At 68.7% G+C, this 21,243-nt stretch carries 19 protein-coding genes and 1 riboswitch; of the genes, 13 read left to right on the top strand and 6 right to left on the bottom strand.

Going from position 1 to position 21,243, the window contains the following annotated elements; translation table 11 throughout:
- The first annotated feature begins 70 nt into the window (after positions 1–70).
- Genes HQ325_RS02220 through atzF form a run of 5 tightly spaced genes read left to right on the top strand, consistent with a single transcriptional unit; the run spans position 71 to position 6,798 of the window.
- The gene (locus HQ325_RS02220; protein WP_222626520.1) at positions 71–1,648 is read left to right on the top strand and encodes an amino acid permease; all 1,578 of its coding nucleotides are present in this window, start codon (positions 71–73) and stop codon (positions 1,646–1,648) included.
- Complete coding sequence (locus tag HQ325_RS02225; protein WP_222626521.1) at positions 1,645–2,466, top strand: urea amidolyase associated protein UAAP1; 822 nt, start codon at positions 1,645–1,647, stop codon at positions 2,464–2,466. The genes HQ325_RS02220 and HQ325_RS02225 overlap by 4 nt, the downstream gene beginning before the upstream one ends.
- Positions 2,463–3,107, top strand: a complete 645-nt coding sequence (locus tag HQ325_RS02230) for an urea amidolyase associated protein UAAP2 (RefSeq protein ID WP_222626522.1) — start codon at positions 2,463–2,465, stop codon at positions 3,105–3,107. Before HQ325_RS02225 ends, HQ325_RS02230 begins: the two co-directional genes overlap by 4 nt.
- Positions 3,104–5,125, top strand: a complete 2,022-nt coding sequence (locus tag HQ325_RS02235; protein WP_222626523.1) for a 5-oxoprolinase/urea amidolyase family protein — start codon at positions 3,104–3,106, stop codon at positions 5,123–5,125. Before HQ325_RS02230 ends, HQ325_RS02235 begins: the two co-directional genes overlap by 4 nt.
- Complete coding sequence (gene atzF, locus HQ325_RS02240; RefSeq protein WP_222626524.1) at positions 5,122–6,798, top strand: allophanate hydrolase; 1,677 nt, start codon at positions 5,122–5,124, stop codon at positions 6,796–6,798. The genes HQ325_RS02235 and atzF overlap by 4 nt, the downstream gene beginning before the upstream one ends.
- A gap of 30 nt (positions 6,799–6,828) precedes the next feature.
- Here the strand turns inward: atzF and HQ325_RS02245 are convergent, their stop codons facing one another.
- Complete coding sequence (locus HQ325_RS02245; RefSeq protein ID WP_222629218.1) at positions 6,829–7,023, bottom strand: hypothetical protein; 195 nt, start codon at positions 7,021–7,023, stop codon at positions 6,829–6,831.
- Positions 7,024–7,135: 112 nt separating this feature from the next.
- On the opposite strand from HQ325_RS02245, the gene HQ325_RS02250 reads away from it, so the two are divergent.
- Genes HQ325_RS02250 through HQ325_RS02265 form a run of 4 tightly spaced genes read left to right on the top strand, consistent with a single transcriptional unit; the run spans position 7,136 to position 10,987 of the window.
- Positions 7,136–9,055, top strand: a complete 1,920-nt coding sequence (locus tag HQ325_RS02250) for a hypothetical protein (RefSeq protein WP_222626525.1) — start codon at positions 7,136–7,138, stop codon at positions 9,053–9,055.
- Positions 9,052–9,240 carry a hypothetical protein gene (locus HQ325_RS02255; RefSeq protein ID WP_222626526.1) on the top strand — a complete coding sequence of 63 codons (189 nt, stop codon included), beginning with the start codon at positions 9,052–9,054 and terminating at the stop codon, positions 9,238–9,240. The genes HQ325_RS02250 and HQ325_RS02255 overlap by 4 nt, the downstream gene beginning before the upstream one ends.
- Positions 9,237–9,692 carry a hypothetical protein gene (locus tag HQ325_RS02260; RefSeq protein WP_308014222.1) on the top strand — a complete coding sequence of 152 codons (456 nt, stop codon included), beginning with the start codon at positions 9,237–9,239 and terminating at the stop codon, positions 9,690–9,692. Before HQ325_RS02255 ends, HQ325_RS02260 begins: the two co-directional genes overlap by 4 nt.
- On the top strand, positions 9,689–10,987 hold the full coding sequence (locus HQ325_RS02265) for a hypothetical protein (RefSeq protein ID WP_222626527.1): 1,299 nt from the start codon (positions 9,689–9,691) through the stop codon (positions 10,985–10,987). The genes HQ325_RS02260 and HQ325_RS02265 overlap by 4 nt, the downstream gene beginning before the upstream one ends.
- Before the next feature lie 76 nt (positions 10,988–11,063).
- Here the strand turns inward: HQ325_RS02265 and HQ325_RS22925 are convergent, their stop codons facing one another.
- Positions 11,064–11,258: a DUF2946 family protein gene (locus HQ325_RS22925; protein ID WP_374107204.1), complete on the bottom strand. Its 195-nt coding sequence runs from the start codon at positions 11,256–11,258 to the stop codon at positions 11,064–11,066.
- On the opposite strand from HQ325_RS22925, the gene HQ325_RS02270 reads away from it, so the two are divergent.
- The 3 genes from HQ325_RS02270 to HQ325_RS02280 all read left to right on the top strand — a co-directional run bounded on the left by HQ325_RS02270 (position 11,179) and on the right by HQ325_RS02280 (position 15,384).
- A complete protein-coding gene (locus tag HQ325_RS02270) occupies positions 11,179–13,095 on the top strand; it encodes a CocE/NonD family hydrolase (protein WP_374107178.1) in 1,917 nt (638 codons plus the stop codon). The genes HQ325_RS22925 and HQ325_RS02270 overlap by 80 nt on opposite strands.
- A 92-nt stretch (positions 13,096–13,187) precedes the next feature.
- Positions 13,188–13,307: riboswitch (cobalamin riboswitch) on the top strand.
- Between the two features lie 41 nt (positions 13,308–13,348).
- A complete protein-coding gene (locus HQ325_RS02275; protein ID WP_222626529.1) occupies positions 13,349–14,371 on the top strand; it encodes an ABC transporter substrate-binding protein in 1,023 nt (340 codons plus the stop codon).
- On the top strand, positions 14,368–15,384 hold the full coding sequence (locus HQ325_RS02280; RefSeq protein WP_222626530.1) for an iron ABC transporter permease: 1,017 nt from the start codon (positions 14,368–14,370) through the stop codon (positions 15,382–15,384). The genes HQ325_RS02275 and HQ325_RS02280 overlap by 4 nt, the downstream gene beginning before the upstream one ends.
- Positions 15,385–15,421: 37 nt before the next feature.
- Here the strand turns inward: HQ325_RS02280 and HQ325_RS02285 are convergent, their stop codons facing one another.
- Positions 15,422–16,297, bottom strand: coding sequence for a type IV toxin-antitoxin system AbiEi family antitoxin domain-containing protein (locus HQ325_RS02285; protein WP_222626531.1), 876 nt, complete (start codon positions 16,295–16,297; stop codon positions 15,422–15,424).
- A gap of 87 nt (positions 16,298–16,384) precedes the next feature.
- A complete protein-coding gene (locus HQ325_RS02290) occupies positions 16,385–17,026 on the bottom strand; it encodes a class I SAM-dependent methyltransferase (protein WP_222626532.1) in 642 nt (213 codons plus the stop codon).
- A gap of 111 nt (positions 17,027–17,137) precedes the next feature.
- Here HQ325_RS02290 and HQ325_RS02295 point away from each other — a divergent pair, with 111 nt between their 5' ends.
- Positions 17,138–18,319, top strand: coding sequence for an RtcB family protein (locus tag HQ325_RS02295; protein WP_222626533.1), 1,182 nt, complete (start codon positions 17,138–17,140; stop codon positions 18,317–18,319).
- 37 nt (positions 18,320–18,356) lie between these two features.
- Here the strand turns inward: HQ325_RS02295 and HQ325_RS02300 are convergent, their stop codons facing one another.
- Both HQ325_RS02300 and HQ325_RS02305 read right to left on the bottom strand, forming a co-directional pair.
- Positions 18,357–19,187: an SDR family oxidoreductase gene (locus tag HQ325_RS02300; protein WP_222626534.1), complete on the bottom strand. Its 831-nt coding sequence runs from the start codon at positions 19,185–19,187 to the stop codon at positions 18,357–18,359.
- A gap of 17 nt (positions 19,188–19,204) precedes the next feature.
- Positions 19,205–20,944, bottom strand: coding sequence for a bifunctional diguanylate cyclase/phosphodiesterase (locus tag HQ325_RS02305; RefSeq protein ID WP_222626535.1), 1,740 nt, complete (start codon positions 20,942–20,944; stop codon positions 19,205–19,207).
- Between the last annotated feature and the right edge of the window lie 299 nt (positions 20,945–21,243).

Here is a 21,243-nt window from a genome sequence, read left to right on the forward strand (position 1 = left end):
CCACCGCGGCCAGTGCGTCCGATTAACTATCACTCGACAGATACACCCCTCCCGTCGATGGAGAACACCCATGAGCCAGGCCGTGCTCCCACCCCCGTCGGACCGTCACGCGGACGGCGACTCCGACGATCTCCTCGAGTTCGGGTACGAACAGCAGCTGCATCGCAAGCTGGGGAAGTTCGCGTCCTTCGCCGCGGGCTTCTCGTTCGTCTCGATCCTGACGACGATCTTCCAGCTGTTCGGCCTGGGCTTCAGCTTCGCCGGCCCGGCGTTCTTCTGGGCGTGGCCGGTGGTGTTCGTCGGCCAGTTCATGGTGGCGCTGTGCTTCGCCGAACTGGCCGCGCGCTACCCCATCTCCGGGGCCATCTACCAGTGGTCACGTCGCGTCGGCGGAGAGATCACCGGCTGGTTCGCCGGATGGTTCATGATCATCGCGCAGATCGTGACGGCCTCCGCCGCCGCCATCGCACTGCAGGTGGTGCTGCCGAACGTGTGGAGCGGCTTCCAGATCGTCGGCACCGACACCGCGCTGACCTCGTCCGACGGCGCCACCAACGCCGTCGTGCTGGGCACCGCGCTGCTGGTGATCACCACGACCGTCAACTCCATCGGTGTCAACGCCATGGCGCGCATCAACTCGATCGGCGTGACGTGCGAGATCGTCGGTGTCATCGCGGTGATCGGCGTGTTCTTCACCCACGCACAGCGCGGACCGGACATCGTGTTCGACACCGGCGGCGTGCCCGTCGATTCCGGCTACATCGGGGCGTGGATCGTCTCGGGACTCATGGCCGCCTACGTCATGGTGGGATTCGGCTCCGCCGGCGAACTGGCCGAGGAGACGAAGAACCCCCGTCGCGTCGCACCGCGCACCATCCGTCTCGCGCTGTCCGTCTCCGCGCTGGGCGGCGGGCTCACGATCATCGGTGCGCTCATGGCGGCACCCAGCCTCACCGACGGGGAACTCGCGACGCAGGGTCTGCCGTACGTGCTGAACTCCGTGCTCTCGTCCCCGTGGGGCACCGTGCTCCTGATCGACGTGGCCATCGCGATCCTCATCTGTACGTTGGCCATTCAGACTGCGGCATCCCGGCTCATGTTCTCGATGGCCCGCGACGGCCGGCTCCCCGCGTCCCGTGTTCTCGGATCGGTCAACAAGACCACGGGCACGCCCATCGCCCCGGCCGTCGTCATCGGACTGGGCTGCGTCCTGGTGCTCGTGGTCAATGTCGGTAACTCGGCGATCTTCTCCACCCTCGCCAGCGTGTGCATCGTCCTCATCTACCTCGCCTACATGATGGTCACCGTGCCGCTGCTGCTCCAGCGACTGAAGGGTTGGCCTCACGGCCGATCGGACCGGCCGGCCTCCGGCCTTCCCGCCACCTCGCAGGTCGACTCCGAGGGCAAGCCGCTGTTCACGCTCGGCCGGCTCGGACTTCCCGTCAACATCCTCGCCGTCGTCTACGGCGCCGTCATGGTGGTCAACCTGTCCTGGCCGCGCCCCGAGATCTACGACCCCTCCGGCAATTTCCCGCTGCTGCGCTGGGCCGCACCCCTCACCGTGCTGGCCGTCGTCGCCGTCGGTGCGCTGTGCTTCCCGCGCGGCAAGGCCCACCCCAACGCCGTCACCACAGGAGTGTCCGCATGACCGCCACCACCACAGCCGCCCGCGAGCACGCCCGGTCGCAGGCTCGGGAGATCACCGACTCGATGCCGGTGGTCCCACCCTCCCTGTGGCCGCGCGAGGTTTCCGGAACCGATGCCGCGTCGCTCGTCTGGGCCGAGACGGTTCCCGGCGGGCGGTACACGACGAAGGTGCTCCAGCGCGGAACCCGAGTTCGGTTGCGCGACATCGACGGAGCGGCCTGCGCGCACGTCCTGCTGCACCGTGCCGACGCACCGTGGGAACGCCTCAACACCGCCGACACCGTCAAGGTGCCCTGGCAGGCGTACATGGGGGTGGGTCATCCGCTGCTGTCCGACCAGGGGCGGGTGCTCGCCACCGTACTGGCCGACTCGTCCGGACACCACGACGCACTGTGCGGTACGACGACGCTGCTCACCAACACCGCGAAGTACGGTGACGGCAGCGCGTACTCGGCGTCGCCCGCGGGCCGCGAGTTGCTGATCCTGGCCGCCCTGAAGAACGGCCTCGGTCCCCGCGACGTGCCGCCGACACTCAGCTTCTTCCACGGCGTCACCGTCGATCCCGACGGGGCGCTCCGCAGCACGGGTTCCGCGGGTGCCGGCCGCGAGGTCGACCTGATCCTGCATCTGCCGGTGATCGTGAGCATCGCCAACACGGCGCACCCGATCGATCCGTCGCCCACCTTCGACACCACGTCGCTGGAGGTGCTCGCCTGGCCGTCGCCGCAGGATCTCGACACACTGCCGAACACCGACCCCGAATACCTCCGTGCCGTCGCCAACACGGAGGACACGTACGCAGCAGGAGGCTCGAAATGACTGCGGCACTAGAGGAACTGGCGCTGGTGGCCGGCCGGGTGATCCTCGACGAGGTCGCACCCGCCCGCGGCCCGTGGTCCGCGGTCGTGCGCGCCGGCGACGTCCTCACCATCCTCGATCTCGAGGGCAACCAGGCCGTCGACACCCTGGTCTACGGCGCCGACGACCACACCGTCCGCTACAGCGCACCGGCCACCATGGTGGGCCAGGGCAACGTCTACCTCGCCGCGGGCACGGTACTGCGCGACAGCGAGTCCCGGCCGATGATGACTATCGTCGCCGACGAGGTGGGCAACCACGACACGATCGGCGGCGCGTGCTCGCAGGAGTCGAACACGCTGCGCTACGGCCATCACACCAAGCACCAGCACGCGTGCGTCGAGAACTTCGTGCTCGAGGGCTCGCGGTGGGGGCTGGGCAAGCGCGACATCGTCTCCAACGTCAACTTCTTCATGAACGTCCCGGTCGACGCGGACGGCACCCTGGGCATCGTCGACGGACTGTCCGCGCCGGGCAAGCGGATCGCGCTGCGCGCGGAGATCGACTCGCTGGTCCTGATCTCCAACTGCCCGCAGATCAACAACCCGTGCAACGGTTTCGACCCGACGCCGGTTCGTCTGATCGTGACGCGGCCCGCATGAACATCCGCGTCGAGCGCCCCGGCATGCTCACCACCATTCAGGACTGGCCCGGCCGGGTGGGGTACTGGAAGGTGGGGGTACCCCCGTCGGGGCCGATGGACGACCTGTCGCTGCGGCTGGCCAACGTGGCCGTCGGCAACCCGGAGGGAGCGCCGGCGCTCGAGACCACGATGAGCGGTCCCGCACTGCGTTTCGACGACGAGACCGTCGTGTGCGTCACCGGTGCGGACGCACCCGTCACGGTGAACGGCGAACCCGCCGAGCGCTGGACGCCGATCACGGTGCCCGCGGGCGGGGTGCTGGACGTGGGTGCGGTGTCCGGGGCCGGTCTGCGGATGTACGTCGCGATCCGCGGCAGCGTCCTGGCCGAGGAGTACCTCGGCAGTGCGTCGACCTTCACGCTCGGGACGTTCGGCGGGCTCGACGGCCGTGTGCTGCAGGCGGGCGACGACCTCGCCCCGGCGGATCGCGCCATCGGCACGCCCGCGGCCGTGCCGATGGAACACGTTCCGGCGCTCACGCACTCGTGGCAGCTCGCCGTCACGGAGGGCCCGCACGGAGCGCCCGAGTTCTTCACCCGCTCCGACATGGGCACCATTCTCGGCACCGACTACGAGGTGCACTTCAACTCCGATCGCACCGGCGTGCGGCTGCTCGGACCCCGCCCGGACTGGGCGCGCACCGACGGGGGAGAGGCGGGTCTGCACCCGTCGAACATCCACGACAACGCGTATTCGGTGGGGGCACTGGACTTCACGGGCGACACTCCCATCCTGCTCGGTCCCGACGGCCCGAGCCTGGGCGGCTTCGTGTGCCCGGTGACGGTGGTCGCGGCCGATCGCTGGAAGCTCGGTCAGCTGCGCCCGGGCGACACGGTGCGCTTCGTCGCGCTCGAGGCCGCCGCGGCCGCCTCGAAGAACACGCTGGGCGTCGGCCGGCGCGCGAGCCTGCCCGTGGTGTTCTCGCGCGGCGGCGACGGGGACGACGGTGTCATCGCGCGCCGCGACGGTGTCACGCCGGTCACCTACCGACGTTCCGGTGACGACAACATCCTGGTCGAGTACGGCGAGATGTCCCTCGACCTCGCGCTGCGGGCCCGTGCGCACGCGCTGCACGAGGCCGTCGAGGCCATCGCTCCCGCCGGGCTGGTCGATCTGACACCCGGTATCCGGTCGTTGCAGGTGAAGGTCGACCCCGACGTGCTGCCGACCGCGAAACTCCTCGATCTGCTGCTCGAGGCCGAGGACACGCTGCCGGACACCTCCGAGCTCACGGTGCCCAGTCGGCATGTGCGGCTGCCGCTCTCGTGGGACGACCCGTCCACGCGCGAGGCGATCCAGCGCTACATGCACGGCGTACGTTCCGACGCGCCGTGGTGCCCGTGGAACATCGAGTTCATCCGCCGCATGAACGGGCTCGAGTCGGTCGACGACGTGTACGACACGGTCTTCGATGCCGAGTACATGGTGCTGGGCCTGGGCGACGTGTATCTCGGTGCACCGGTGGCGACTCCGCTGGATCCGCGGCACCGCCTCGTCACGACGAAGTACAACCCGGCGCGGACGTGGACACCGGAGAACGCCGTGGGGATCGGCGGCGCCTACCTGTGCATCTACGGCATGGAGGGACCTGGCGGCTACCAGTTCGTCGGCCGCACCACCCAGGTCTGGAACCACCGACACCCGTCCGATTCCGGCCGGCCTCCGGCCTCCAAGCAGCACGTCACGGGCTTCGAGGAGGGCACGCCCTGGCTGCTGCGCTTCTTCGACCGCATCTCCTGGTATCCGGTCAGCACCGAGGAGCTCGCCGACATGCGCGCCGATCTCGCGGCCGGGCGCGGAGCCGGTGTCGAGATCACCGACGGCACCTTCTCTCTGGCCGACCACGACGAGTTCCTGGCCGAGAACGACAGCTCCATCGCCGAGTTCCGCAAGAAGCAGGCCGAGGCGTTCGGCATCGAGCGTGATGCCTGGTCCGCGGCCGGGGAGTTCGCCCTCACCACAGCACAGGGAGCATGATGACGACCGCCACCGACCGAGTGTTGCTCGCGTACAAACGCATCGCCGAGGTCGACCGCCCCGAGGTGTGGATCACGCTGCGCGACGAGGCGGACGTCCTCGCGGAGGCCGCCGGTCTGGACGAGAGCCTGCCGCTGTACGGAACGGTGCTCGCGGTCAAGGACAACATCGACGTCGCGGGTCTCCCGACCACGGCGGCGTGCCCCGAGTTCGCCCGTACCCCGGACGTCGATGCGACCGTGGTCGCGCGGCTCCGCGCCGCCGGCGCTCTGGTGCTGGGCAAGACCAATCTCGACCAGTTCGCCACCGGACTCGTGGGAACGCGCAGCCCGTACGGCGCCGTGCGGCACGCGCACGACCCCGAGAAGATCTCGGGCGGATCGAGTTCTGGCTCCGCGACCGCGGTCGCGCTGGGCATCGTGGACATCGCCCTCGGAACGGACACGGCAGGGTCGGGCCGAGTTCCTGCGGCCTTCGCGTCCCTGGTGGGCATCAAGCCGACACTGGGACTGGTGCCGAACACCGGCGTCGTCCCGGCGTGCGTGGACTACGACGCCGTGACGGTCTTCGCCGCCGACATCACCGCGGCCACAGCAGCCATGGCGATCATGATCGGTGCGGACTCGGCGGATCCGCGGAGTCGTGCGTGGCCCGCGACGGTGCCGTTGTCGGCCCCGCCGCGCCCCCGTGTCGCCGTTCCACGCACCGAGGATCTCCGCGCGCTGTGCCCCGAGTACGCGGAGGCGTTCGCGCGCACGGTGTCGGGACTGGACGCTGTGGGAATCGACCACGAGATCGTCGACATCTCCGTGCTGCTGGACGCCGCCGTGTTGTTGTACGACGGGGCGATCGTGGCGCAGCGCTACGCCGCGGTCGGCGAGTTCCTGTCGACGTCGCCCGAGCACGCCGACCCGACCGTCTCCCGCATCGTGCTGGGCGCGAAGGAGCCGGCAGCGCACGCGTACGTCGACGACCTCTCGACGCTGCTCGCGGCGAAGGCGCACGCGGCGTCGATTCTCGACGGGCGCGACGGCCTGTTGCTGCCGACGGCCACTGAGCACCCCACCATCGCTGCGGTACAGGCGGATCCGCTCGGCATCAATCGCAGGCTCGGCACGTTCACCAACTTCTGCAACCTTCTCGACATGGCGGCCGTCGCGGTGCCGGGTGCGCGCACGACGGCGGGGGATCCCTTCGGCGTCATGGTCGTGGGCCCCGCGTTCACCGATCAGGTACTGCTCGACATCGGCGCCGCGGTGGCGGATCAGGACACGGCGGTACTCGTGGAGGGCGGCGTGGACGTGCTCGTCGTCGGCGCGCACCTGCGAGGGTTCCCGCTGAACGGTCAGCTGGTCGAGCGTGGTGCGCGATTCGTCGGAGAGGTGAGCACCTGTGCCGACTACCGCCTGGTCGATCTGGGCACCACGCCGCCCAAGCCCGGACTGGTGCGCGGCGGCAGCGCCTCCATCGCGGGCGAGCTGTACCGGATGGCCCCGGCGCACCTCGGCACGTTCCTGGCCGGGCTGCCCGCACCGATGGGCCTGGGATCGGTGACGCTGTCCGACGGTCGGGAGGTGGTCGGTTTCATGTGCGCCGCCGATGCGGCGGAGGCGGGCACCGACATCACCGAGTTCGGCGGCTGGCGGGCCTACACGGCGAATCGTGGAGTCTGAACCCCGGAATCCGGGGTCTGGATTCCACGATCAGGTCGAGCGTGGCCGGTTCTCGTCGATGAGCCGTTCGAGTTCGCGAGGGTTCCCGGTCTGCAGCAGGACGCGGCCCGGACCGGTGAAGTCGAACACCGGCCCCTCACCGGACTTCAGCGTCTGCAACTCCCGGGGCGCCAGGCGGCATCGGGCGACGGTGCTGGAGGGGTTGTGCCGGAGTTCGACGTCCATGCGCAGTCCGATAGAGCAGCGATGACCACCGCGCGCGGCATGTGAGAGTGCCCGAGAAATTACTTCGGGGTAGCTCTGGTGTTGACGCCCGGTTACAGACATAATCCGATGCGTGAACAATGTAGGTGTTACCTCGAGTAACCTGATTGCACAGGCGCCGGCCGGTGGCGGCGCCGCGCTCGATCAGGTCTTCGGCATGACCGCGGCAGCCGGTGTCATCTCGCTGTTCCTGCTGTACCTGGCGGTGATGCACCGGACGAGGCGCATCACGTGGCTGCAGCGCCTCGCGGACTACGCGGGCGAGAAGCTGCACCGCCCCGGGTGGGTGGCGCTGCCGCTCGTCATGTTCATCTCGACGATCCTCACCGCGTTCTTCGGCTTCATCTGGGACGTCAGCCTGCACATCGGACGTGGTCGCGACGAGGGCCCGTTGGCCAACCCGGCGCACTACTTCATCCTGGTGGGCCTGTTCTTCCTGTTCATCGCCGGTGCGCTGGCGATCATCCTGCCGCGCGACGAGAAGCCCGGTCCGGCAGCCATCAAGATCACCCGGACCTGGTACGCCCCCACCGGCGGGCTGCTCATCGCCGGCTCGGGCCTGTACGCGCTCATCGGCTTCCCGCTCGACGACATCTGGCACCGCATGTTCGGCCAGGACGTGACGCTGTGGGGACCGACGCACCTCATGCTCATCGGCGGCGCCGGGCTCTCGCTCGTCGGCGTGCTGCTGCTCGAGCACGAGGGTCGCGTCGCGATGGCCTCCACCGCCGTGACCACCGCCGCCACCGCCGGTGAGCCCGACGGCGAGACGAAGGCGGACCCGGCGCAGGCTGTCGACTCGCGCAAGCGCTCGATCATCACCTGGTTCATGCGCAGCTCCGCCTTCGGTGGTCTCGTCATCGGCCTGTCCGTCTTCCAGATCGAGTACGACTTCGGCGTCGAACAGTTCCGCCTCGTCTTCCAGCCGCTGCTCATGACGGCTGCCGGCGCCTTCGCGCTCATCGCCGCCCGCCTCATGGTGGGCCGCGGATCCGCTCTGTTCGCCGTCGCGTTCGCCGCGGTGATCCGCGAGATCACCGCGCTGATCGTCGGTCCCGTCCTCGGTGAGCCGCACAGCGTGTTCACGCTCTACCTGGGCATGGCCGTGGTCGTCGAGATCATGGGTCTGACCACGCTCGTCCACCGCCGCCTCCTGTTCGGTGCCGTCACCGGTGTCGCCGTGGGCACCGTCGGCCTGTATCTGGAGTCCATGTGGGTCGACGCCGTCTTCCTGTACCCGTGGCCGAACAGCATGTGGGTCGAGGCGCTCGCCACCTGCATCCCGGCCGGCCTCGTCGTCGGTCTCACCGCGGGTCTGTTCGCGCAGGCGCTCAGCGGTGACGGACTCCCGCGTCCCGCCGTCCGGCGTTCCATCGTCGTCGCGATGGTGCTGGTGCTCGGCGGCAGCGTTGCCAACGGCCTGATGATCGACGTTCCGCAGGGCGCGAACGCGACCGTGAGTCTCACCGATGCTCCCCGCGAGGACGGCTTCCGCATGGTCACCGCCTCGGTGAGCATCGACCCGAGCGATCTGGTGTCCGACGATCCCGAGTGGGTCTCCATCCTCGCCTGGCAGGGCGCAGGCGATTCGCTGCACGGACTCGTCGTCGACAATCTCGAGCGCACCGGCCCGGGTGAGTACCGCTCCACGCGTGCCATGCCGGTCGACGGGACGTGGAAGACGTTCCTGCGCATTCAGGACGGCCGCACCATGGCCGGTGCGCCCATCTTCATGTCCGCGGACGAGGGCATCGGCGCCGAGGAGGTCCCCGCGACCACCGAGTTCACCCGTGAGCTGCAGTACGAGACCAAGCTGCTGCAGCGCGAGCGCTCGTTCGACCACCCGGCGTGGCTGTTCACGGCGGCGTGCCTCGTGGTGTTGGCCTGCTCGCTGGCCCTCGTCTGGTCGCTGTCCTGGGGCGCCGCGCGCATCAGCCTGGCCACCCCCGGCAACGCCGCGACGAAGGGCAGCAAGGAGCGCAGTCGCGTATGACGCCCGATCCGAACGTGATCTACCTCGCGGATCACTCTGTGGTGCTGGCGCTTCCGGCCGTCGTCCCCGCGTTGCTCATCGCCCTCGTGGTGATCGTCATCGTCGTGCGCGACCGGCGTGCCGAGCGGGCGGAGAACGCCGAGAACGAGCTGAAGGATGCGAACGAGAGGGAGGGCACGGAGTGAGCGGGAAGGCCGGAGGCCGGTCGGCAATCGGTAGGCGCGTTGCAGTTGCTCTGGCTGCGGTGGGGTTGGCGTTGGCGGGGTGCTCGCAGTCGGAACCGGAAACCGAGGTGACGCTCGAGCAGGATTCGTCGGTATCTGCACCGGCCACATCTGTAGCGGCATCGGATATCCCGCGCATCACGCCCACCACCACGCTGGACGTCGCCATCGCAGGCGGTGAGGTCACGCCGGTGGACCAACGTCTCGAGGGCAGGGCCGGCGAGGAGATCCTCGTGACCGTGTCCAGCGACGCCGAGGACGAGATCCACGTTCATTCGGTTCCGGAGCACAGCTTCCCGGTGGCGGTCGGTGACGATCAGCAGTTCCGCTTCACGGTCGACGTGCCGGGCTCGGTCGACATCGAGTTGCACGAGGCCGACGTCACCGTGGCGACGGTGCTCGTCCGGTCGTGAGCAGCGAGCTCCTCGCGCACGGCCTCGGCGGGTCGACCGACCTGCCGATCCCGGTGACCTATGCCCTCATCGGCGGTGCCTGGGCGCTGGCAGCGTCCTTCGCGGTCCTGTTGCTGGCGTGGAAGACTCCGCGCCTGAACCCTCGGCGCTACTGGACCACGACACCGCTGGCGTGCGTCGTCGATTCTGCCGTGTTCCGCGGAGTTGTCGGTGGGCTGTCCGTCACGCTGGCCGTGTGGGTCGGCGCGGCGTCGGTGCTGGGTCCGCAGGATGCGTCCAACGCGCTGCTCGGCGTGTTCTACGTGCTGGTGTGGGTCGGGCTCGTCCCGGCGTCACTGGCGTTCGGGCCGGTGTGGCGCATCGTGTCCCCGGTCCGTGCGCTGTATCGCGTTCTGCCGCACGGTCGGCCGCGGACACTGCCCGACGGCATCGGTGTGGTCCCGGCGGTACTGGGCCTGCTGGCCTTCGTGTGGCTCGAGCTCGCGTCGAATGATCCCGGTTCGGTTGCGGCCGTACGCACGTGGTGTCTGCTGTACGTGGTGATCCTGCTGGGCGGCGCCCTGATCTTCGGCGAGGAGTGGTTCGCGCGCGCCGATCCGTTCGAGGTGTTCAGCGACACGGTGGCGCGGATGTCGATCCTGGCGCGCGACACCGAGACCCGCGCCCTCGTGCTGCGCAACCCGCTCGACGGTGCCGCCACCCTCCCCGTACGACGCGGAACCGTCGCCGTGACGGCCACGTTGCTCGGTTCCACCGCGTTCGACTCGCTGGCGCAGACGCCGAGCTGGAAGTCGTTCGCACGTGACTTCGGGGACCCGATGCTGGTCCGCACCGCCGGTGTGCTGGCGTGTGTCGCACTGGTGGGCAGTGTGTTCTGGCTCGCGGCGCGCACCACCGGCGGTGTGACGAGGGGGCGGCGCGCGCAGTTGCCGGGTCTGCTGGCGCACTCGCTGATCCCGATCGTCGTCGGGTACTTCTTCGCCCACTACCTCACCTATCTCGTCGAGAAGGGTCAGCAGAGCGCCTTCACGCTGTTCGATCCGTTCGACCGGGGGTGGAATCCGCTCGGGATCGCGGACGCCTCGGTGAACTACGCGCTGTCCTCGCACCCGCCGGTGGTCGCATCGATCACGGTGCTGTGCGTGGTGATCGGGCACATCGTCGGAGTGACACTGGCGCACGACGCGGCTCTGCGGCTCCTTCCGAAGAAGGACGCGCTGCTCGGCGAACTGGCACTCATGCTGGTGATGGTGCTGTACACCTTCCTCGGTCTGTTCCTGTTGTTCGGCGCGTGAATGGTCGTTGACCTTTCCGGGACCGTAGGTTACCGTCCGGTACGTTAGTGGCGCCCATCACAGACGGGGGTGCCGATCAGAGCATGGGGGCTCGTGTGCGGCGTCGTTCCACGGTGATCTCGGGCGTTCTCGTCGCCCTTCTCGTCGCGTCCGGTACCGCGGTGCCGGCCACGGCGGACCCCACCGGCGGCGTGGACGCCGTCGCTTGGACGGCCGCGGCCGATGCGCCGCCGCAGTATCCGCAGGTGGCCATCGACTGGGACGTCCCCATCACGATGAGTGACGGAACGGTGTTGCAGGCCAACATCTACCGGCCTGCCGATGCGTCCGGTCGCCCGGTGGAGACCGACCTCCCGACCGTCCTGAACATCACGCCGTACACCAAGCTCGTGGGCAACCTGATCGACTCGATCCAGCAGATCCCCGGAGTCAGCGAGCCGGTGCTCGACTTCCTGGCGAGTCTCAACTTCGCGGGTACGCCGTTCGACGGCATCACCGATCTCACGCAGGCGGTCGACGGCGGCGGGCTCCGCGTCTTCGCCGTCAACCGGAACCTGGTCCAGAACGGCTACGCCCAGGTGGTCGTCGACGCCCGCGGCACCGGGTTCTCTCAGGGGACCTGGGACGTGTTGGGTCCACGCGAGCAACAGGATTCGGCGGAGATCATCGACTGGACGTCCCGGCAGCCCTGGTCGGACGGTCAGGTCGGCATGTCCGGCATCTCGTACTCGGCCATCAACTCCGTGCAGGCCGCAGCGCTGCGCCCGCCGGCTCTGAAGGCCATCTTCCCCGTGGAGCCCGGCAACGACCTCCTCCGCGACATCGTCGGCACCGGCGGCGCGCTGGGTGTCGGATTCATGCCGCTGTGGCTCACGTTGGTCAACGTGCTGAAGTTCGTCCCGAACGTGCAGTCAATCCTGCAGGGCCAGTTCGACACTCGGTGGCTCGCCGATCGACTGGCTGATCCGGCGATCCTGATCCCCGAACTCGCCAACGCCTTCACGGCTCCGACCATCGGAGACCTCCGCCCCGAGACGTTCGGTGTCGCGCAGGACGGCGAGTTCTACGCGGACCGCTCGGCCGATCTGTCCCAGATCGAGGTGCCGACCATGGTCTACGGCGGCTGGCACGACATCTTCACCAACAGCGAACCGCGCATCTACAACGACATCCCGGTGGAGCCCGGACGCAAGCAGTTGATCATGGGCGACGGCTACCACGTCAATCCCGGTGCGGGCTTCGGACGCCCGGGCAACCCGCCGCGACTCGATGCACTCGAGCGCGCGTGGTTCGACCACTGGCTCAAGGGCGCCGACAACGGCGTCGAGAAGTACGGCCCCGTGACGCTGTTCCAGCAGGGCGGCGGGTGGACCACCACCGATCAGTTCCCCCGCGCCGGAGCGCAGTCGCAGCGCACGTACCTCTCCGCTGCCCCCAGCGGTAGCGCCGGGCACAGCCTGTTCGACGGCACGCTGTCCTCGACGCCGACATCCGACACCGCGCGCCTCACCGTCGCGCCGGGCCTGCGCGGGATCTGTTCCCGCGACGCCGCGGTCGGTACGGCAGGTGCGGCGGCGATCCTGGGGTCCGTGTGCACGAAGGACTCCCGGTTCAACGAAGCGGAGGCGCTGACGTTCACCAGCGCACCGGCCGAGAAGCCCACCCAGATCTCCGGTGCCACCAACCTGCACCTCAACACGGTGCTCGATCGGCCGGACGGCTTCTGGGCGGCGACGATGAACGACGTCGCACCGGACGGCACCTCCACCCCGATCAGCCACGGCGCTCTCACCGCGTCGCTGCGTCAGATCGACGAGGCGAAGAGCACCCGCTCGGCCAACGGCGACTACATCGACGCGAAGCCGGCGCTCACGCTCGCGAGTCGGCAACCACTCGTGCCGGGGGTGCCCACGACCGTGGACATCAACCTGCTGCCGACCGACGCCGTCATCGCGCCGGGCCACCGCATCCGCATCGACGTCTACGCCGCCAGCGTGCCGCGCTACCTGCCGCTGGGGCCGATGCTCGTCGACTCCGCCCTGGCGCCCCAGCACGTGCAGCTCGATCCCGCGAACCCCAGCTTCGTGAACATCCCGTATGTGAACTGAGCGGACACCGTCGCCGTGCGGACGGTGGTGTCGAGCACCCGACTCCTACGAGGTGAGAGTCGGCGGCCTGACGACCGACCGTGGTGATGCGGTTAGAGTGACCCTCGAACAGTCGTTCAGCGAGGGAACCCGGTGTGACTCCGGGACTGGCGCGCAACGGTGACGAGCTTCGGCTCGAAGTCCGATCGCTTGCTGTCCGGCACCACCCTCGAAGCTCCGCGCACGGGCTCCCAGCAGGACGGCACAATCGAACATGACCCCACGCCTCGCGATCGCCGCTGTCGTCACGACAGTCGGCCTCCTCGCCACAGGATGTTCCAGCGGCCCGACCACGACGGCTACGGCCGAGGCCGGAAGCAACTATCCCGTCACACTCGAGAACTGCGGCCGCACCGTCACCGTCGATGTGCCGCCGCAGCGCGCCGTCTCCCTCAACCAGGGCTCCACCGAGATCCTGCTGTCCCTCGGGCTCGCCGATCGCATGGTCGGTACCGCCACCTGGACCGACCCGGTGCGGTCCGACCTCGCCGAGGCGAATGCGACGGTGCCCCGGTTGGCGGACAACCAGCCGTCGCTCGAGGTGGTGCTCGACACCGAGCCCGATCTGGTCACCGCGTCGTTCGGGGGAACGCTGGGGGAGGGCGGGGTCGCGGACCGCGAGCGGTTCGACGCACTCGGAGTACCCACGTATCTGTCGCCGACCGACTGCATCGGCAAGTCGGCCACCAGCGTCAACGCTGACGGTGCCCGTGACGAGCCGCTGAGCATCGAGACGGTGTTCCAGGAGGTGCACGACCTGGCAGCGATCTTCGACGTGCCTGAGCGTGGCGATGCCCTGGTGGACTCGCTGCGGGCGCGCTACGACGCGGCGTCGGCGCCGGTGTCCGATGCGTCGCTCGCGTATTGGTTCGCCGACACCACGGCTCCCTACATGGCCGGCTGCTGCGGAGCGTCGGGTGTCATCTCGAATGCAGTGGGTGTGCGCAACATCTTCGCGGACACGAAGGACGAATGGCCGCAGGTGAGTTGGGAGAGCGTCGCCGATCGCAACCCCTCCGCGCTCGTGCTGGCCGATCTCAGTCGACGCAGCATCGACGGTGACGCACTGGCGAGCAAGATCGCGTTCCTCGAGAGCAACCCGGTGACGAGTCGGATGCAGGCGGTGATCGACAAGCGCTACATCGTGGTGAACGGCGCGGACCTCAATCCGTCGATCCGGACTGTCGACGGCATCGAGAAAGTGGCTGCGGCACTGCAGGAGTGGTCGAACGGGTGAGCGTGCGACCGTTACTGGCGGTCGTCGCCACGCTGCTGGCGGTCGTCGCGTCGGTGGCGGTGTCCATCGCGCTGGGCCCGGCGAACGTGACGGTGCCCGACGTGGTCGCCGTTGTCGTCGCGCATCTCGGTGGCCCGCCGGCGGACGTCAGCCGCATCCAGGACGGCATCGTCTGGGAACTGCGGCTTCCCCGTGCACTTCTCGCTGCGATCTGCGGGTGCGGTCTGGCGCTCTGCGGCGCGATCATGCAGTCGCTGCTGCGTAACCGGTTGGCCGACCCGTTCGTGCTCGGCATCTCGTCCGGCGCCTCGACGGGCGCGGTGTCGGTGGCGGTGCTCGGTGTGGGTGCGGGCGCACTGTCGCTGTCGAGCGGGGCCTTCGTCGGCGCTCTCGTGTCCTTCGTGCTGGTGATCATGCTGGCCACCGGTGCAGGTGGTGGGACGGGGCCTGTCATTCTGGCGGGAGTGGCCGGTACGCAGTTGTTCTCGGCGCTCACCTCGTTCATCGTGCTGTCCTCCGCCGATGCGGAACAGACGCGCGGCGTGCTGTTCTGGTTGCTGGGCTCGCTCGCCGGTGCGGGGTGGAGCGATGTCGCGGTGTGCGCCGGGGCCGTGGGGCTCGGGGCGGTGGCGTGCGTGGTGGCGGCGCCGTCGCTCGACGCGGTCACGCTGGGGTCGGACACGGCGCGCGCTCTGGGTGTCTCGTTGCTACGCCTGTCCGTCGTCCTGCTCGGAGTCACGGCACTGATGACGGCGACCATCGTGGCGTCCGCGGGAGCCATCGGGTTCGTCGGGCTGGTCATCCCGCACGCGGCCCGCATCCTCGTCGGCACCGCCCATCACCGCGTGTTGCCGGCGTCCATGGCGATCGGCGCCGTGTTCATGGTGTGGGCGGACACGTTGGCACGCAGCGTCTTCGCGCCGCAGGAGATCCCGGTGGGGGTCGTGACGGCGCTCGTCGGTGTGCCGGCATTCGCGGTCATTCTGCTGCGGAGCAGGCGCGGGGTTCGATAGTGGAATCGGGACCCCGGAATCCGGGGCGCAGATTCCACTATCGACGCAGTGCTCGACGTACTTCGGCGATCACGGCATCGGGCTCTCGGATCAGCCGGTGGTAGGTGAACCGGAGGACCGTCCAGCCGTCGTTCACGAGCGCGTTCTGACGCACCGCGTCGTGGGCCATGCGCTCGGCCGTGCGGTGATACGCCCAGCCGTCGATCTCGATCGCCACCTGTCGGTCGACGAAGGCCACGTCGATCACGTAGCCGCACGACCGCACCGCGCACTCCCATCCCGTGATGCGCGAGGCGCGCAGCAACCGCAGAAAGATGCGCTCCGCCTCGGATTCGCCGCCGGTCGCCGCGTGCACGAGCATCGTCGCGGCACGAGGGCTGCCGATCCGTCCGGGGTTGCGAGCGTGGGTACTCTGCAGCCGGTCCAGTGACGTGCGGGTCTGCAATGCTCGGTCGAGGAACTGTGTTCCGTCGCCGGGTCGTGCCTCCTCCAGGATCACCGCGGTCTCGAGCACCGTCAGAGCGAGGCCGGTGACGCAAAGATCACGGGCCGTTGCCACGTCGACTGGAGGAACGTCGCGTCGTCGAACGGTGACCGACCGATCGCGGTAGCGCCGAGCACGCGGAATGGTCACCCAGGAGTGGGTAGGCGGGCGCTCGAGTAGGCCCATCCACCACGCAGCGCTGGGCCCACTCGCCAGCGCTCCGCGGCCACATCGGAGCACAGTGATGCGCACCATCGCGTGCTGGGTGACCGGTTGACCTGCCGGCATGTAGATGCCCGACGCCATGCGGGTCCAGCGTCCGGCGGACACGCGTCGCTCGAGCGCGGTGGACGACAGCCCGAGTGCGAGGGCCTGCGCCCGGCTGATGACGCCGTCGTGCCGGCCCGCAAATCTGTCCACTTCGTCCATGCCCTGTTGGACGGGCGTGGGTTCACCGAGGATCCCCGTGGCGTCCGTGGAATCCAGACCCCGGATTCCGGGGTCTGGATTCCACGATCAGCACCCTCGCGCGGGCGGCTCCACGAGGTGGTCGCGGGACCGCGCGACGACGAACGCCTGCGCCGCGGTCTCCGTGCCGTGAGCGGATCGCACAGCGTCTCGGTGCAGCACGTATCCGCTGTCGATGAGCAGCGACTGCACCTCGTCGACGTCGTGGCGGAGGTAGTCGAGGTGCACATCCCGGCCGAACGCGGTGCGCAGTTCGCGGGTGGGTGCGGCGGTCTGGAACGCCAGGAGCAACCAGCCGTCCGGGACTGTGACGCGGCGGAACTCGGCGAACAGAGCCGGCAGATCGGCGGAGGGGGTGTGCACGATCGAGTACCAGGCGCACACGCCGTGCACGGAACGGTCGGCCAAGGGGAGCGCGGCCATGTCGCCCACCACCCAGGAGGCCGGCCCCGATGCTGCGGCGATCATTCCGCGCGAGGCATCGAGGCCCAGGACGTGGAGGCCCGCACCCGCGAGCTCGCGTGCCGCCTGGCCGGGCCCGCACCCCGCGTCGAGCACCGTCGTGCCGCGCGAGGACCGCACCGAACGAGCGAACGACGACAGGAACCCGCGGTCGAAAGGGCGCGAGCCGAGCTCGTCGGCGAAGGCTGCCGCGTAGTCCGGGGCGATCGCGTCGTACTCCGAGTGCATGCGGGACAGCGTAATTGCCTGGCCCCGAAATTGGCTGGCCCCGAAATTAACTGGTCCCGGGTACCCGCACCTCGTACCGTCATCCCCTCACCGACGACGAAGGAGATCACCATGCCACCGACAGGCGCGGGAACGCGGCTGCTCAACTGGGCCTCGGCCATCGAGGACGCCACGTTGGAGCAGGCGCGTCGCACCGCGGCCATGCCGTTCATCCACCCCCACGTCGCCCTGATGCCCGATGCGCACCCCGGAATGGGAAGCGCTGTGGGCACGGTCATCCCGACACTACGTGCGGTCATCCCCGCCGCGGTCGGCGTCGACATCGGGTGCGGGATGATCGGCGTCGAGACGACGCTGACTCACAGCGACATCACGGGCCTCGACCTGGCGCAGCTGCGTCAGGACGTCGAGCGCGTCATCCCCCTCTCGCCCGGCAACTACAACGGGCACCTCGACCGGTTCGAGTTCACGGCGGCGAAGATCGCCGAGCTCGAGGAGCTGGCCGAGAACAGTGGGGTGGACCTGTCGCATTCGCCGAAGTGGCGTCAGCAGCTGGGGTCTCTCGGTGGCGGTAACCACTTCATCGAGCTGTGTCTCGACGAGCGGGACCGGGTGTGGCTGTTCCTGCACTCGGGTTCGCGGGGCGTGGGCAACAAGATCGCCAAGAAGCACATCGCGATCGCGCAGAAGATGTGCGAGAAGTGGTGGATCCAGCTGCCCGACCGTGATCTCGCGTACCTGGCGCAGGGCACGCCCGAGTTCGATCGGTACATCGCGGATCTGACGTGGGCGCAGCGGTTCGCGTACCTCAACCGGGCCGAGATGATGGATCGGTTCCTGCACCAGTTCGCGCATCGGGCCGGTACCGACACGAGTGTCGAGTCGGATCGAATCAACTGTCACCACAACTACACTCGGCCGGAGAAGCATGCCGGCAAGGACGTGTGGCTCACCCGGAAGGGTGCGGTCCACGCGGCCGAGGGTGTGCGGGCGATCATCCCGGGCAGCATGGGTACGCGGTCGTACGTCGTCGAAGGCAAGGGCAGCGCGAGCGGTCTGCAATCGGCTCCACACGGTGCGGGTCGGCGGTTCTCCCGGGCCGAGGCGCGCAAGCGCTACACGCAGGACGACCTGCGTGAGCGGATGGTGGGGATCGAGTACCGGGATTCGGCCGAGTTCATCGACGAGATCCCCGATGCCTACAAGTCCATAGACGTGGTGATGGAGGATGCTCGCGATCTGGTCACGGTGCTCCACGAGCTCCGCCAGATCATGAACGTCAAGGGCACCTGACGACCCCGATGGCCCTGCAGTGCAGGGCCATCGGACGTCACACGCTCCGCCAGGCGTCGTCCTTCACGAACTGGACGGCCTGCGGCCCCATCAGGGCCATGCCGCCGTCCACGACGAGGGAGGCGCCCGTCATGTACGACGACGTCGGGCCGGCGAGGAACGCGACGACGGAGGCGATCTCCCGTGCGTCGCCGGTACGCCCGAGCGGGACACCCGGCCGGGGGTTGCTCTCGGGGTTCTCGTCGGTCTGACCGGTCATCGGTGTCGAGATCTCGCCCGGCGCAACCGAGTTGACGGTGATGCCGTACTGCGCGAGCTCGATGGCCATTACCTGCGTCAGTCCGCCGAGTCCGGCCTTGGCGGCGCAGTACGGCGCAGCACCGACCTTGGGGAGGTGTTCGTGCACGCTGGTGACAGTGACGATGCGCCCGCCGTGACCCTGCTCCACCATCAGCCGTGCGGCGTGCTGTCCGCACAGGAACGCGCCGTCGACGTCCACCGACAGCACCGTGCGCCACGAGTCGAAGTCCAGATCGAGGAACGAGGTGGCGGTGCCCGTGCCGGAGCAGTTCACCAGCACGTCGATCCCGCCCAGCTCACTGGCCAGCGAGTCGACGGCGAACGGGGCGCCCGGGAGGTCGGTCAGGTCCATGTGGGCGCTGAACCCACTGCACCCGAGCGCGCGGATCTCCTCGACCGTGGCCTCGGCGCCCTCGCGGTCGCGGTTCCAGGTCACCCCGACATCGAGGCCGCCGCCGGCCAGCGCGACGGCCACCGCGCGGCCGATGCCGGAATCGCCACCGGTCACGACGGCGGTGCGGGGAACGAAATCGGAACCCGGGATCGAGTCTGCAGTCGGTGTCGTCATGGCGACGCAGTACCCGCTCAGAGGGCGTTCATGCCGTCCTGACGGCTCAGGATCGGAGTGGAGGTGGGACGCCCCAGCAGGAACCCCTGCACCATGTCGGCACCGAGGCTGCGCGCCGACTCCAGCTCCTGCGGCGTCTCGATGCCCTCGTACACGCATTCCGCACCGATGGCGGCCGCGAAGGTGGTGAGGGCGCTGGCGGCGGCGCGGCGCATGGGGTCGGTGTCGATGCCGCGCACGATCGAGGCGTCGAGCTTGATGACGTCGGGCTTGATCTCGACGAGCTGACGGAGACCGGAGTAGCCGGCCCCGACGTCGTCGACGGAGATGGACAGGCCCTCGTCGCGCAGATGATCGAGCGCGGCGCCGAGTGCGGTGTAGTCGCTGACCAGGTCGTGCTCGGTGATCTCGACGACGACGCGTCGGCACTCGGCGGCCTCGTCGAGAATCGGCACCAGATCGGTGGCGACGATGGTGGTCGCCGAGACGTTGACGGCGAGGAAGACGTCGGTCGGGAGGTCTCGGGACGCCGCGACGGCGCGTCGGACAGCAGCGAGCTCCAGCGGGATCTGCAGGCCGTCGGCGGCCGCGTCGAGGAACCAGCTCTGGGTGGTGCCGTGCCCGGAAGGAAAGCGGGACAACGCTTCGTAGCCCATGACGCGACCCGTCGACACCGACAGCACGGGTTGGAAGACGATGGCGGGCCCGCCGTCGGCGATCAGCTCGGCGACATGGTGGTTGCTGCGCGGAGCCACGGCGTCGCCGTACTGCAGGAACGCGGCGGCGGTGAGGGTCTTGCCGAGCGCGACGGTCACGGTGGTGCGGTAGTCGACCGGCACGGTGGAACTGGTGCACGTCATGCTGACGGTAGCGCTGCGCAGGCGAGTGGACTCCACCAGTGTGCGTGCCGCAGCGAGCCGCTCGGCCACGTCGTCCGCGGAACCGAGCCAGACACAGGCGAATTCACCCGGCTGAGTTCGAGCGACGATGGCGTCGGGAAGCGCGTCCGTGAGGAGAGTCGATGTCTCGGCGACGAGGTCGTGGCTCGTGGCGCGGCCGAGGCGTCGCTCGATCTGCACGAAGTCCCGGAGATGGACGACGGCTGCGCCCAGGGTCTGCTCGACCCCACGGGGCACATCGAATCGCGCGACGGCGCCGTCGAGGCCGCGTCGGTTGAGCAGACCGCTGACTCCGTCGCGTCGGCTGTTCTCACGCTTCTCGGTGAGGAAGTCGATGTGCATCTTGAGCAGAACGGGGACGATGATCGCGGTGAGGAGCGTGAGTGCTCGCGACAGGACGAGCCAGCCGTCGACGCCGTCCTGCACCGAGAGCACGGACAGCACGACGAGGATCGCCGCGGCGAAGGCCAGCTGGGCCGCCAGGATCCGTCCGGAGACGTACACGCCGGCGTACAACGACACCAGCATCAGCAGGACGATGCCGGGAAGGGCGTCGAACGGGGACCGGGAGGCGAACAGTACGACGGTGATGCCGATGTCGGCGTAGACGACGAAAGGGATCGAGTAGCGGAGATTCTGCCCGTACAGGTAGATGAGCAGCGCGGACGGAAGGGTCGTCAGCGTCGCCACGGCGACGACGACGAAGGACGTTCTGTCGAACTGCGGCGACAGACCCCACGTGATGCCGGCCAGGCCCACGACGATGACCAGCGCCAGGATGACGAGACGCATCGCGGGCATGCGCGAGCCGAGGTCAGCCGAGGTGTGGTCGGCGGTCGGGATCGGACGTACGGGCAACGCACACTCTCGTTCGTCGTGCCGCGTCGACCCCGACGAACGAAGCGGCAATCAACAGGAGAACAGGTCGAGTCTCCGATAATGGTGACGGCTGAAAATTCGGAACTGCGGGATATTCGGAGCTGCGGTTCGCAAGGACGGGCAAACGGTACCCGATGATCGAAGAATAGATGCCGAGTGAATGCAACAACCGGGAATGGCCTGTTCTCGGCCACGATGACAACGTTCGTTGTACCAATCGACGACGGCTCACTGCTTGCGTGGTACATCGAGTTGCAGTAACTTTTACTGCAACAGCC

The sequence above is a fragment of the Rhodococcus sp. BP-349 genome, from assembly GCF_019835845.1.
Classification (GTDB): Bacteria; Actinomycetota; Actinomycetes; order Mycobacteriales; family Mycobacteriaceae; genus Rhodococcoides.

Excerpts from the sequence above, each read along its gene's own strand:
- HQ325_RS02220 (WP_222626520.1), top strand. The coding sequence starts at position 71 with ATGAGCCAGGCCGTGCTCCCACCCCCGTCGGACCGTCACGCGGACGGC.
- HQ325_RS02225 (WP_222626521.1), top strand. The coding sequence starts at position 1,645 with ATGACCGCCACCACCACAGCCGCCCGCGAGCACGCCCGGTCGCAGGCT.
- HQ325_RS02230 (WP_222626522.1), top strand. The coding sequence starts at position 2,463 with ATGACTGCGGCACTAGAGGAACTGGCGCTGGTGGCCGGCCGGGTGATC.
- HQ325_RS02235 (WP_222626523.1), top strand. The coding sequence starts at position 3,104 with ATGAACATCCGCGTCGAGCGCCCCGGCATGCTCACCACCATTCAGGAC.
- atzF (WP_222626524.1), top strand. The coding sequence starts at position 5,122 with ATGATGACGACCGCCACCGACCGAGTGTTGCTCGCGTACAAACGCATC.
- HQ325_RS02245 (WP_222629218.1), bottom strand. The coding sequence starts at position 7,023 with ATGGACGTCGAACTCCGGCACAACCCCTCCAGCACCGTCGCCCGATGC.
- HQ325_RS02255 (WP_222626526.1), top strand. The coding sequence starts at position 9,052 with ATGACGCCCGATCCGAACGTGATCTACCTCGCGGATCACTCTGTGGTG.
- HQ325_RS22925 (WP_374107204.1), bottom strand. The coding sequence starts at position 11,258 with ATGGGGACGTCCCAGTCGATGGCCACCTGCGGATACTGCGGCGGCGCA.
- HQ325_RS02275 (WP_222626529.1), top strand. The coding sequence starts at position 13,349 with ATGACCCCACGCCTCGCGATCGCCGCTGTCGTCACGACAGTCGGCCTC.
- HQ325_RS02285 (WP_222626531.1), bottom strand. The coding sequence starts at position 16,297 with ATGGACGAAGTGGACAGATTTGCGGGCCGGCACGACGGCGTCATCAGC.
- HQ325_RS02290 (WP_222626532.1), bottom strand. The coding sequence starts at position 17,026 with ATGCACTCGGAGTACGACGCGATCGCCCCGGACTACGCGGCAGCCTTC.
- HQ325_RS02295 (WP_222626533.1), top strand. The coding sequence starts at position 17,138 with ATGCCACCGACAGGCGCGGGAACGCGGCTGCTCAACTGGGCCTCGGCC.
- HQ325_RS02300 (WP_222626534.1), bottom strand. The coding sequence starts at position 19,187 with ATGACGACACCGACTGCAGACTCGATCCCGGGTTCCGATTTCGTTCCC.